Origin of the sequence: Mucilaginibacter rivuli (assembly GCF_019391655.1) — a bacterium.
GTDB classification, from domain to species: domain Bacteria; phylum Bacteroidota; class Bacteroidia; order Sphingobacteriales; family Sphingobacteriaceae; genus Mucilaginibacter; species Mucilaginibacter rivuli.
The window spans coordinates 500,351-514,666 of sequence record NZ_JAHXPQ010000003.1 but is presented as its reverse complement, the minus strand read 5'-3'; the positions used below and the strand labels follow the sequence as shown (position 1 = coordinate 514,666).

General features: G+C 42.4%; 6 protein-coding genes. All 6 read left to right on the top strand.

Translation table 11 applies throughout. The features are described from left to right. The first annotated feature begins 8 nt into the window (after positions 1–8). Complete coding sequence (locus KXQ82_RS09500; RefSeq protein ID WP_219487950.1) at positions 9–3,206, top strand: SusC/RagA family TonB-linked outer membrane protein; 3,198 nt, start codon at positions 9–11, stop codon at positions 3,204–3,206. Between the two features lie 39 nt (positions 3,207–3,245). Then, the gene (locus KXQ82_RS09495; RefSeq protein ID WP_219487949.1) at positions 3,246–4,958 is read left to right on the top strand and encodes a RagB/SusD family nutrient uptake outer membrane protein; all 1,713 of its coding nucleotides are present in this window, start codon (positions 3,246–3,248) and stop codon (positions 4,956–4,958) included. Positions 4,959–4,988: 30 nt separating this feature from the next. Further along, on the top strand, positions 4,989–6,281 hold the full coding sequence (locus KXQ82_RS09490; protein WP_219487948.1) for a hypothetical protein: 1,293 nt from the start codon (positions 4,989–4,991) through the stop codon (positions 6,279–6,281). Between the two features lie 862 nt (positions 6,282–7,143). Continuing rightward, complete coding sequence (locus KXQ82_RS09485) at positions 7,144–10,428, top strand: SusC/RagA family TonB-linked outer membrane protein (RefSeq protein ID WP_219487946.1); 3,285 nt, start codon at positions 7,144–7,146, stop codon at positions 10,426–10,428. 87 nt (positions 10,429–10,515) lie between these two features. Further along, the gene (locus KXQ82_RS09480; RefSeq protein ID WP_255563567.1) at positions 10,516–12,516 is read left to right on the top strand and encodes a RagB/SusD family nutrient uptake outer membrane protein; all 2,001 of its coding nucleotides are present in this window, start codon (positions 10,516–10,518) and stop codon (positions 12,514–12,516) included. 176 nt (positions 12,517–12,692) lie between these two features. Beyond that, on the top strand, positions 12,693–14,288 hold the full coding sequence (locus KXQ82_RS09475) for a DUF5060 domain-containing protein (RefSeq protein ID WP_219487944.1): 1,596 nt from the start codon (positions 12,693–12,695) through the stop codon (positions 14,286–14,288). The last annotated feature ends 28 nt before the right edge of the window (positions 14,289–14,316 follow it).

The following is a 14,316-nucleotide window of genomic DNA, read 5'->3' as shown; positions in this document are numbered from 1 at the left end:
AAAAGTTTATGCATTTTTTTACAAAACCGGTAAAAATACTTCTTATACAAGGCGTTTTGGCTGCTGCTGCCGCTGTGCCCTTACAGGCTCAGCAAACAACACCAACAACTGCTACTACAACAAAGGGCAATAATACCGTTCAAAAGATACAGATAAGCGGTGTAGTTAAAGACGCCGCTACAGGTAAAGCACTGCCGGGTATCAATATTTCAATACCGGGCTTTTCGGCTGCTTTAACTGATGATAAGGGAGCCTTTAAAATTGACGTTCCGGGCACACACGCTACACTTAACATTTCCGGCCCGGGCTACCAGCGCAAAGAAGTTTCGTTGCGTGGCAGTTCGGCTGTTACGGTAAGCCTGTTCGAAGAATCTTACAATTCTGCTTATAGTTTGGTTACATTACCATATGGCCAGCAATCAAAAAATACGTTGCCTTATTCGGTAGTTTCTGTTAACACGCAAGGTAGCTGGGACAGGCCGGGTGAAACGCCAGACTCCTATATTCAGGGCCGCATAGCAGGTTTGGACGCGGTAAAGCGTTCAGGAACGCCTGATATTGGGGCCGACCTGTTTTTACATGGTTATAGCTCGCTTTATGCTACAACCCAGCCGCTTATAGTTGTTGATGGTATGATATACGATACCAATAACTATGGCACCTCGTTAATTTCGGGCCATACCACAAATCGTATGGCTGATATTGATGTTAAGGATATTGATAATATTACCGTGATAAAGGACGGTGCTTCTATTTATGGAACAAAAGGCGCCAATGGTGTACTATTAATTACCACCGGCCGTGCCAAAGACGTAGCTACACGCCTTGATTTTTCGGCCTATGGCGGATATAATTCCAACATAAAGCAGTTACCGGTTATGAACGCTGCAGATTACCGCGTTTACTTAGCCGATGTGCTCAAAACAGCACCGGGCCTTACCGATGCAATCATTCAGTCGCAGCCTTATTTTAATGATAATGCTAATCCTTCTTACTACACCTATCATCAAAATACCAACTGGCAGGATAAAGTAACAGGTAGTGGTTACAGCCAAAACTATTATTTAAAAGTAACCGGTGGCGATAACATAGCTACGTATGCCTTATCAATGGGTTATTTAAAAAACAATGGTTTAACCAGCAATACTAACCTTACCCGTTACCAAACAAGGTTTAACGCCAACCTTAACCTGTCAACAAAGCTGACGGCTAAAATTAATATGGCCTTTACCAAAAGTGAGCAAAACCTGCGCGACCAGGGCCTGGCGTATAATACCAACCCCATGTATTTAGCTTTGGTTAAAGCTCCGTTCTTATCGCCTTATGATGTTTCTTCAACCGGGGCCTTATCGCCTAATATCGCCGATACCGATATATTGGGTATAAGCAACCCTTTTGCAGCAGCAAGTACAAAAATGCAGGACCTGAGCCGCAGCTATCGGTTTTTCGGATCGGCGGGGTTTGATTATATTTTAAATAATAAATTTACCGTTTCGACCCTTTTGGGCCTCACTTTTGATAAAGTGCGCGAGAATGTTTTCATTCCTCAAAATGGTATTGCGCCGCAAACGTTCAGTAATTTTATTGCCAGTGATGTGGTTATGGCAAATGTTCAGGGTTTCACGTCATTATATGACGATACGCGTTTATCCTACAAAACTAAGTTTAACCCATCGCACCAGCTATCTGCTAACGTAGGTTTCAGGTTTGCAAGCAACAGTAGCGAGTCTGACAACGGTATTGGTTTTAATACCGCCAGCGATAGCTTTGTTACCCTGAGTGGAACAGTTAACTCAACCCGCGATATTGTTGGAACATTAGGCAAATGGAACTGGTTAAATACTTATTTTAATGCTGATTACTCAGCGTATAATAAATACTTTTTATCCTTCAACTTAGCTGTTGATGGTTCATCTCGTTTTGGTACACAAATACCGGGCTCATTAACTATCAACGGGTTTAAATATGCAGCATTGCCTTCGTTATCAGCCGCATGGCTTATTTCGTCAGAGAAATTTATGGCTGATGTTAAGTTTATCGAATCGTTAAAACTTAGGGCAAGTTATGGCTTTGTTGGTAATGATGATATTGGCAACTACGCTGCAAAAACCTATTACGTAGCCCAAAACTTTGTAAACCGTGAGGGTTTGGTACGTGGAAATATTGGTGACCCGGGTTTAAAATGGGAAACCACCTCTAAACTGAACCTTGGTTTTGACGCTTCTGTTTTAAATGAGCGCCTTACCTTCAGCTTTGATGCTTATCATAACAAAACATTCGATATGCTGATCTATCAGCCGGCAATAACCGCATCGGGCTTTAATTACATTGTAAGCAACAGCGGCAGCATGCGTAATGATGGTATTGAGCTGGCAGTTAACGGGCGCCTCATTAGCAAAGCCAATTTACAGTGGGATATGGGCCTTAACATAGCAGCCAACCGCAACAAAGTATTAAGCTTGCCTAATGGTAGCTTTGCTGTAACTTATGGAGGTGCCACTATGCTTACAAGCGAAGGTATGCCTGCCAACCTGTTTTACGGTTATAAAGCCAATGGCATATTCAGAACTGATGCTGAGGCCGCGGCTTCGGGCTTAAGCTATAAAGATGCTAACGGAAACTTAATTGCGCCTAAAGGTGGTGATGTGCGTTTTGCCGATATAAACAATGATAAAGTTATTGACAGTAAAGACAGGGATGTTATTGGTAACCCCAACCCTAAATTTACCGGGGCTTATACTAATACGTTAAGCTATAAAAGGTGGACGTTGAATACTATGTTTACTTTTAGCGTTGGTAACCAGCTTTATAATAGCACAAGGGCATCGCTCGAGTCGTTAAGTGGTGTTCAAAACCAAACGCAGTATGTTGTTAACCGCTGGCGTAATAATGGCCAGAATACAGATGTACCGCGTGCTTCATGGGGCGACCCAACCGGTAATGCCCGTTTTTCTGACCGCTGGATAGAGGATGGCTCATACCTGCGTCTTAAAAATGTATCGTTAAGCTATAACGTCCCTGTAAAAGGCGGTTTGTTAAGGTCGGCAACGGTATATGCTACCGGCAGTAACCTGTTTATTATTACACGTTACCTGGGTTACGATCCGGAGTTTAGCGCGGCAAGTACCGCCTATGCCCGGGGTATTGATACAGGTTTAGAGCCTCAGATCAGGTCGGTTCAGTTAGGTGTACGTATAGGCCTGTAATTAAATAAGAGTTAGTTATCATAACACAATAAATAGTATATGAACAAGAATTTATCTGGTTTAGTTAAAGGATCATTATTGCTGATGCTATGCATGGGCAGCATGTCCTCTTGTAAAAAAACCTTTGATATACAGCCCGAAGATGCCCTGCAGCAAAACCAGGTGTATCAGAATATATTTGACGCCGATGGTGCCATATTAGGTATATATGGCCAGTTTGTTGGTCTTGCCGATAGGTACGTTTTATTGAACGAACTTCGCGGCGACCTGCTGGATGTTACATCCAACTCGGATATTTATTTAAAGCAATTAAGCACCCACACGGTATCTGCCGATAACCCCTATGCCGACCCACGCCCGTTTTATAAAGTAATAAACAACTGTAACGACGCGATGAAGAACTTTGACGTTATGCGTCAAAATAAATTGCTTGATGATAACCAGTACTATCAGCGCTATGCCGATATTGGTGTGCTGCGCAGCTGGATATACCTGCAATTGGGCATACATTATGGCAGCGTACCTTATGTTACTGATCCGATAGCGAATATTAATGACCTTGCGGATGCGGCTAAGTTTCCAAAACTTACCTTTGATCAGTTACTTGACCAACTGATCGCTTTTACGGAGGCTATCCCAAAAAAATACCTTGATCAGAATACCTCGACGGCAAGCCCAACCCTCATTATGGCAACAAGTATTTATCCGATAAGAGATGGCGTATCTAAATTTTTTATACACCGCCGCAGCTTTTTGGGCGATCTGAACTTGTGGAAAGGCAATTATCTTAAAGCATCATCGTACTATAAAGACGTGATGGAAACCGGAAGCAATACACCCTCATCTGCCGATTTTGCCGTTAGCTTGTACGATACTTACAAGATAGGTAACGATAACAGCGGGCGTAATACCTTGTTTACCACAGGTACCATAAACCCTTGGCAAAACATATTTTCGAATCTGTTATCAGAGTCTGAAACTAACACTGAGCGCATGTGGACCTTGCCGCTCGATCAGAACTTTGCTGTAAATCCATTCATTAACATCTTTTCCGCTTCAGCGGGATACCTGGTTAAGCCATCAGTATTATCTATAAACAACTGGGATAACCAGGTACGTTCGGATGGTGGTATTGGCGACAGGAGAGGGCCTAACGCTTCATACAGGATTACTAACGGCAAGCCGGAAGTACTAAAATATGTAAGCAATTACAGCGCGTTATCACCGCTGACTACCAAAACAGGTATCTGGCTGCTTTATCGTGCGGCAACACTGCATTTACGTTATGCCGAAGCTGCCAACCTGCAAGGCAGAAACCAGCTTGCCGGCGTTTTAATTAATGATGGTTTGTATACCGGTTTGCCAACCAAGGTATCAACATACAACGGTGTGCCCGATACTTATCCTTTCAACTTTGATGCTTCTAAAGGCGCAGTTAATGGTGTTTGGTATCGTAATGTTGGCATCCGCGGCAGGGCCGTTAATCAAAATGTAACTTTTGATGCAGGTAACCTTGTTACCGATACCGAAAACAAAATAATTGATGAGGGCGCGCTGGAAACTGCTTATGAAGGTTACCGCTGGGCCGATTTGCTGCGTATAGCTTTAAGACGCCAAACTACCGACCCTAATTACCTTGCCAACAAAATTGGGGCAAAATTTGATGCTGCCGGTAATACCAGCGATGCCGCGGCAGTACGTAGCCGTTTAAGTGATAAAGCCAATTGGTACCTGCCATTCAAATGGCAATAAATTGGCAATAATTTTTTTATAAGAATACTGATGTCTAAAAAAATATACCTTACTGTTTGTACCAGTTTACTGGCCTTATTTAGCTATGCGCAGCAATTGGCATTCCCCGGAGCCGAAGGTTTTGGCCGCTTTGCAACCGGGGGCCGTGGCGGAACGGTTTATCATGTTACCAATTTAAATGATACCGGCGAAGGTTCATTCAGAGACGCGGTGAGCAAACCTGAACGTACCGTGGTGTTTGATGTGGCCGGTGTGATAAAGATAAAAGACGCTATACTTGCTGCTCCTAAAGTTACCGTTGCCGGACAAACCGCTCCGGGTGAGGGTATCGTAGTTTATGGTAACAAGGTTGGCTTTTCAACCAATGATATTATAAGATACATGCGCTTTCGCGGAAGTATAAACATGTCGAGGGGAGCCTGTACCGTAGTTGCCGATAATTGCACCGATGTGATATTTGATCACGTTACCGTAGAGTGGGGCCGTTGGGATAATTTTCACATTAAAGGTACAACAAACATTACCCTGCAATATTGCCTTATAGGTGAGCCTATTGATCCGCAGCGATTTGGCGCTTTGTTTGAAGATCCGCATAATGTAACTGTTCACCATAGCCTTTGGATAGATAATCATAGCCGTAACCCTAAAGCTAAGGCCGGTATTGAATACGTTAATAACGTAATATATAACTGGGGTGTGAATGGCCTGGTTGGCGGCCACTCGGGCGCCGATCATTACCAGGATATTATTGGTAATTATTTTATAGCCGGGCCCAACTCGGGCCACGCTTTTTTAGGTATGTTTACTACTACCGATCATGTTTACCACCGCGGTAATTATGTGGATATGAATAAGGATGGCATCTTGAACGGCCGTATGGTTGACGATACCGATTTTGTAAGCAAAAAGGTAACACCTGCTATTATTGTCGATTCGAACTCGGTAAAAGGTGCTACATTGCAAAAACAGCCTACATTTAAACCTAATGTTCAGGCAGATGATGCCGTGGCTGCCTATAAGAAAGTTTTGGCCGGTGCCGGCGCATCTTTACATCGCGATGCTGTGGATACCCGCATCATTGGATATTTAAAATCATTAGGTAAAGAAGGCAAGATATTTAAAACTGAAGCTGATGCAGGCGGACAAGGCACAATTGCCCCCGCGCGCGCCTTAACTGATACTGATGGCGATGGCATACCAGATGCATGGGAAAGCAGCCACGGCCTCGATCCTAAAAATGTCAAAGATGCCGGTAAGCTTTTCGGCCAAAGTGGGTATACTAATCTTGAAAACTATTTAAATAGTATAGTGGTGGGTAAGTAAGCATTTTTGCGATTTTTGAAAGAGTTTGAAAAGGGGGCGGTAAAGCCCCCTTTTTTGTATTGAAACAGATGTATAATCTTAAATATAATTTCAACAAAGTAAATACCAGCTAATTCAAACCTGCTTGTTTTTTCAAACACATGATTACGCAGCGTAACTAACCATCAGTTAATTTCTTTTTATACTCGCTGGGCAATACCCCCCATTATTTTTTAAACCGTTGCGAGAAATATTTGGTATCATGGATACCTATCATGTATCTCATAAACGGTGTGTAACTAATATACTATTTTTCAACAAGTATTTCTCCAAAGCTCCTACAACCCGCTTCGGCAAGGGGATAGTTTGATCGATTTGGTAGATCAAATTGCCTTAGCAAGATTAAGCGTGAACACCCGGCAGATTGTTCTTATTAGCGAAGCAATCACTTTTAACGTTATTTGATTATTTGGTTATTTAACTGATAGTCAAATTGTTAAAATAAAATAAGTATTTATTAAGCGATAGGTAAAAGGTTGTATTCGGCTATCTAAAGGTATCGAATTTATAACTGATAAAAGGGCATCGCTAAATTTAAAAACAGCTATTTTTTTGTTAAATAATTGAAATACAAGTACTTAAATAATTCATGATAAAATAGTATATTAAGTTGATAAATGTTGCCAATTGTTAGCACCTACTCTGTTTGATATTTGTTGAACGAGTAACTGTTAAGCTCACACCAATTATTTAGCCGAGATCATCAGTCGGTACATTTTTTTTGAATACGATAATATCAGCTATTTCAGGATGGCCCTGGTAGTATTGGTGGCTGTGAATACAGAAGCTCATTATAATTAAACCAATTAATTAACCTCATGTTATGAACACAACTTTACACAAAGACGTTGCCCTGCGATTGGGCAGAGGATGCTTGTTCCTGATCCCCTTTTTACTTGCCTTTTCGGTATCGGCCCTGGCGGATACGGGTGCGCCGTATATAAAGGCAGCTGCCAACACAGCCAATAACCTGGCTGATATTACAGTTAAAGGAACAGTAGTAGATAGTAAAGGTGAGCCGGTGCCCGGTGCCACCATTAAAGTAAAAAATAGCACAAAATCTGCCGCGGCAAACGCCAATGGCGAATTTACCATAACCCTTGCCAGCGGCGAAGACGTATTGGTGATAAGCTTTATTGGTTTTAAAACCCAGGAAGTATCGGTAAAAGGCAAAAATAACATTCACGTGGTTTTGGAAGATGGGAACAAAGCCCTTAATGAAGTAGTAGTTATTGGTTACGGTACCACAAAAAAGCGCGACCTGACGGGATCTGTGGTGTCGGTAAAATCTGAAGACATTACAGCCAGGCCAGGCCCCAATCCTATAGAATCACTACAAGGCAGGGTTCCCGGTCTGGATATTACCCGTACCTCGGGCCAGGCCGGTGCAGGAGTAAACATACAGCTACGTGGCACCCGGTCATTCAAGGCTGACGGTACCCCGCTCTTTATTATTAATGGTTTGCCCGGAGATTACGCGACTATTAACGCGAATGACATAGAATCGATAGATGTGTTGAAAGATGCTTCAGCGACAGCCGTTTATGGTTCTGCCGGTGCTAACGGCGTTATCATTATCACCACAAAAAGCGGAAAATCAGGTAAAATGAATATTGATTTCAACTCTTATTATGGTTTTAACGGATGGTCGGTTTTGCCGAAAATGCTTACCGGAGAGGATTATTTGAGAGCCAAGCGGGACGCATACAGTTATGTATTAGATAAAGCAAACAGTAAATGGGTAAAAAGCTATACTGTTGGCACGGTGACCACCTCGGCGCAATGGCAATCGCCGGCAGACGATCCGACAATTTTTGGCGCGCAAAGATATGCGCTTTATCAGCAAGGGCAGTTTGTTGACTGGCCGGGTGTTTTACTCCGAAAAAATCCAAACACGCAAAACTATAGTTTAGCTGCTTCAGGTGGCACAGAGGCTACCAAAGCTTATGTATCTTTTAACCTGCAGGATGAGAACAGCCAGTACAGGGGCGATGATTACAAATTATATTCAACCAACATTCGCCTGGACCATAAGATAAAAAACTGGGTTTCTATTGGAGCTAACCTCCAGGCATCGTACGTAGTTAGGAATAAGGCGCAGGATAAACTGGAGAATGCCATAACCACAGATCCCCTTATACAACCATACAATCCTGATGGATCATTAAATACAGTGCTTGGCAACAATGTATATAACCTGCTGCTTGATTATCAGCCCGGTGTTTATGAAAATCTTGATAACAATACGAAGGTGTTTTTTAACCCTTATGTAGAAGTAAGGCCAATAAAAGGATTAAGTATTTTGTCGCGTGCGGGCGTACACATGGATTATTCAAATTCATACCGCTTTGATGGGATAGGCTCTGTAAGTTATACCTATGCAAACGCCAATATTGCTAAAGCAAAGGTTAATCAAGACCGTTATGAGGGGCTTCAGTGGGAAAACATTCTGACCTATAATCTTAAAGTAAGGAAAGATCACGAATTGACGTTCACCGGTGTTACTTCATATTATTATAATCAAAATAATAAAACCGAGATGAACCAGAGTAACATTACCTCCAATAACTTTGAATGGTACAAATTTACCGGAGATGTAAATACCACGGCTATCACATCTTATACCATGTCAAAAAGTTTTGGTTTAATTGGCCGCCTTAATTACTCATATAAAGGTAAATATCTTTTCTCGGCCAGTGTGCGCCACGACGGAGCATCACAATTATACGAAACCAACCGATGGGATACTTTTCCAGCATTTTCGGCAGCCTGGCGGATATCTGATGAGAAATTTATGGCCGGCACCAAAAGCTGGCTTGATGACCTGAAACTTCGCGGAAGCTGGGGTATTACCGGTACAGCTAAAATAGATCCGTACAGTTCTGTTTCTAATGTTGAGGCAGTTAACTCATCCGTGGGCGGTACAACAACACCAATCTACAGAAATTCGTTATTTTTAACTAACCCTGATCTGGCCTGGGAGAAATCAACAAGTACTAACCTCGGTTTAGATGCTTCTGTTTTTAATGGCCGGATTAATCTGACGGCAGACTATTATAACACCAACACCAACGGTGTTATTTTTGCGGTGGCCCTGCCAAGTATTTATGGCACATATACCCCGGGTACAAATTATCAAACCAATATCAATATAGCGCAAACTAACAATAAAGGTATCGAGGTGGCGCTAAGCACACGAAACGTAGTGACCAAAGATTTTGAGTGGTCATCATCAATCAGCTACTCACGCAACTGGGAAAAGGTGCTTAAAATAACCGATAATACTGATAATGTTGCTAATACAGGTACATCATACACACTGATGCTTGGTCAGCCGGTAAATTCCTTCCGCAATTATAAAGTAAACGGAGTTTGGCAAATTGGCGAAGAGGCAGACGCAGCAGCCTTTGGAAAATACCCAGGCGATCTGAAAATTGATGTTCCGGGAATGACCAAGCTTGCCACCGGTGTTTATACCAAACAAGCTGCAAATGGTACAACCACTTATTACTACGCCAACCTGGCTGCGGCTCAACAATTCAATCCTGCGCTTACAGCAGCAAATTCACTTTATAGTTACAGTGCTAACGATAACCAATTTGTTGGGCATAATTCTCCGGATTGGTCACTTGGATTTCAAAATCATTTTAAATACAAGAATTTCGATTTGACAGTATATAGTTACATGCGCTGGGGGCAAACCATTAGCTACAATTTAATGGGATGGTACCAGCCAGGTGCGTTTGCAATCAATGCAAGCCCTTCAAGAACATTCCCTGCTGATTTCAACTACTGGACACCAACAAATCCTTCAAACGATTTCCCGGTGATGGACGTTACTACTTCGACCTCGACACTCGGCTTTTCAGGTCTGAATTTTGTTGACGGGTCATTCTTTAAAGTTAAAAACATTACACTTGGCTATACATTGCCAGGCAACATTGGCAAAAAGATAGGACTGCAAAGGTTCCGTATTTATGGCACCGTTACAAACCCGGTAGTGCTTGCAAAAAGCCATTTCTTAAAAGATTACGATCCTGAAATGAATGGAGGCCTGGCTTATCCGTTAACTAAGCAGCTTGTATTTGGTTTAGATATCACACTTTAACATTGGCTGTTAATAAAAATTACGAACATGAAAAATCAATATATAAAAAGGATCTATAAATGTGGATTATGCTTGTTGCTTGTTACAATGAGTGTGTCATCATGTAAAAAATTGGATGAGTTTAACCCAACCTCCTTATCAGAGCAAAATGTATTAACAAATTTTGCGGGTTGGAAAGCATACCAGTCCAACTGTTATACCGGGCTTTTTGGCTCGCTTATTGGCCTGCAGTATGGTTTAGTATCAGAAGTGGGTACCGACTTGTGGACGTATCCTTACGCTAACCATAATCAATACAAGGATATAATGGGTTATGAAGCATTAACTACAAGCTCGGGCATTATAAAAAACGTATGGGATTTTGCCTGGGGTTCAATTGCGAGTTGTAATAAAACGATCGCGCTTTCAACCCAATTAACAGATGCTGCTGCGAATGCTAATGATATTAAAACCCTGGTGGCAGAAACCAAGTGCCTGAGAGCTTATTATTACTCTGTAATAGTTACACATTTTGGCAGTGTTCCGTTAATTGTGAACGATGATCCGCAACACAGCCTGAGCCCCCAACGTACACCTGTGCCTCAAATTTACACGCAAATTATTGCAGACCTGACTGCTGCTGCTGCAGACCTGCCGGTAGCACCGTATCAAAACAACGCCGCGCGCGTTACAAAAAAGGCTGCACTTGGCTTGCTGGCACGTGCATATGCACAAGGTGGCGGTGAGGGATTAACTGAGAACGGAAAATCATACTGGCAGCGTGCTAAAGAAGTTGCCGATGATCTGATCAACAATAAGGGTGCATATAATGCCACCACTTATGATGATTTTGCAAAAGTGTTTGCCGCGGCCAATAACAGGAATAATGCTGAGGCTTTGTTTACAGCGTATGGCCTTAACCCTTATGATCCATCATACGATGCTTTTACCGGTAACTCCAAGCCTAACATTTACCTTCATTATTATCCAAAACTTGATGATGCCTTTGGCACCGCGGATGTGTTTAAAAGAAGCGTAAACTCAAACACCTCTAATGCTTATTACGGACGCTTAAACCAGCAGTTTATAGCGCCTACCAAATACCTCATCAATTGCTTTAACGCTACTTATGATAAGCGTTGGGAAAATACATTTGTAACAGCCTACGCAAACTACTCGGGCGTACAAGCCATCAATAACCTTGGCAGCGGTGCCCCGAGCCCTGCAAACGTAACCTATGCTGCTGCAACCGTTACCCTAACAGCGGCTATATGCACCAAATACGGTATTGATGCTTCGCATGTGGGCGAAAAAATATATCCTTACGCCGATGTAAATGCCCGCAACGCGTCAGCAAATGCTACATGGCAATATATCCCATCGATCTGGCCTAAGGGTGATTACTCGGGCAATGCTTCGGTATTACAAACTATACCAAATGCAAATGTACACCCTTACCCGCTGGCGCAGAATGAAGACAGGTTTTTTGTTTATTTAAGCAAAGACCCGCTTACCGCCTTAGATAAAAAAGCCCGCAGGTATGTGACCGTAAATATTGACGACCTGTTTGATCCGTCGGATGCAACGGGTAGTACATACAAAGCGGTTAGCGCGGGTAATGGCTTACCAAACAGCGCCCTCGCTAACTTATTCCCGGCTATGATGAAGTTTAACCATAATTTTGATGGCGGATGGCTTGGCGGTAACTTTCAGCAAAAATTAGGTAACATCATGATCATGCGTATGGCCGAAGTTTACCTGATAGCCGCTGAAGCTGCGTTACATACCGGAGGCTCGGCTGCGTCATATTTAAATGTATTAAGGCAGCGCGCATGCAGAAACCCGGCCGATTTTAATACAACCACCGGAATGATGCTGACCACAGCTACAATGAACGATGTGTTTGATGAGTACGCCCGTGAGTTATGTGGCGAGTACAGCCGTTGGGCGCTCTTAAAACGCGAGAAAGCATTTGAAACCCGATTGGCTACATACAATGCTACAGCTGTTGCAAACTTTAATCCGGCAATACATTATAATCGCCCTATTCCTTTCAGCTTCCTTAGTCAGATCACCAATGGGGCCGAATTTGGAACCAATGGTTATTAAATATAAATAAAGTATCACTGTAATCATATTCAGGGTTTGGTTTACTCTGAATTTGGTTTATAACCAGGCCGCCCCGCATTATGTGGGGCGGTTCTGTTAAAACCGCTTTTTGCATTTTAATCACTTACTCTTATACCGGTAAAATGAAGCGATCAAAAATTATTAGAAAATGTTTGATGTTACTTTTATTATTACCCTGTTACCTTGCGGTGAAAGGGCAGCAAGCCATTCATCAATGGGATGTGTTTGAACTTACATTGAAGGGAACGGATGCAGGCAATCCCTTTTTAGATGTACAGTTGAGTGCGGAGTTTACCAACGGGAGGCATATATTTAAGCCGGACGGGTTTTATGATGGTGATGGCACTTACAAGATACGTTTTATGCCCGACACAGCCGGAACATGGACCTATATCACTAAAAGTAACCATGCTGAGCTTGACCATAAAAAGGGCACGTTTATTTGCACAAAAGCTTTGACAAATGTGCATGGCCCGGTAGCGGTGAGCCATCAATATCATTTTGCTTACGCGGATAGTACACCTTTTACACCCTTTGGCACAACTATTTATGAATGGGCTTTTAAGGATAAAGAACGGCGTGCACAAACAATTGAAACACTAAGGGCATCGCCATTTAACAAGGTGCGCATGCTGGCCATACCGCCATATAAAGCAAATTATGTTGAGGGCCCGGGAAAGTTGACCGTATTCCCTTTTGTGGGTACAAGTAAGGAAACTTTTGACTTTTCGCATTTTAACCCGGAGTTTTTTAAAAACCTGGAAAACGATATAAAAGATCTTGCCGAAAATGGTATCGAAGCTGATCTGATCCTTTTTAGCCCTTACGATAAAGGCAAATGGGGTTTTGATATGATGAACGATGCCACCAATATCCTTTATTTAAAATATATGGTAGCGCGCTTTGCGGCCTATCACAATATTTGGTGGAGCATGTGTAATGAAAACAGCTTTATCAAGCATTTAACGGATGAAGATTGGGACCGGTATTTCCAGGTAGTGCAAAAGGCAGATCCTTATGGTCATTTACGATCTATACATAACGCCGACCGTATTTATGACTATACAAAACCCTGGGTTACACACGTAAGCCTGCAATACTATAATGTAGTTAAAAGCCCCTGGGGTACATCGTTATTACGCGATATCTACAAAAAACCTATTGTTAACGATGAAATTAATTACGAAGGCAACATAAGCAAACGCTGGGGGCAGTTAAGTGGCCAGGAGATGACCTTTCGCTTTTGGAACGCTTACATTGGCTGCGGTTATGCTACCCATGGCGAAACATTACCCACTGATTGGATAAGTGGTGGTGGCAAATTGATCGGCGAAAGCCCTGCGCGTATCGCTTTTCTGAAAAAAATATTGGAGACTGGTCCACGTGAAGGATTGGAGCCGATAGATAGGTTTTTCACGCCCAATATAGCTGGTAAGTATGGGAATTACTATCTCATTTATTTTGGCACAGATACGCCTCCGGATTGGCAGTTTAAATTACCAAAGGCCATGTTGGCCCCGGGTATGAAATTTAAGGTTGATGTAATTGATACCTGGAATATGACCATAACACCGATGGATAAAATTTTTGAAGTTAAAGTAATGGACACTTACTCGTTTGACGACAAACAACAACAAAAAATAAAGCTGCCGGGAAAACCGTACATGGCCTTAAGAATAATAAGAATAGACAATGGTTTTGCGGATAAGAAGAAAGCGAAGGGAAACGAGCTGAATGAAGATCAACCTTAAATATGGATCCCTGATTTAAACATAATAC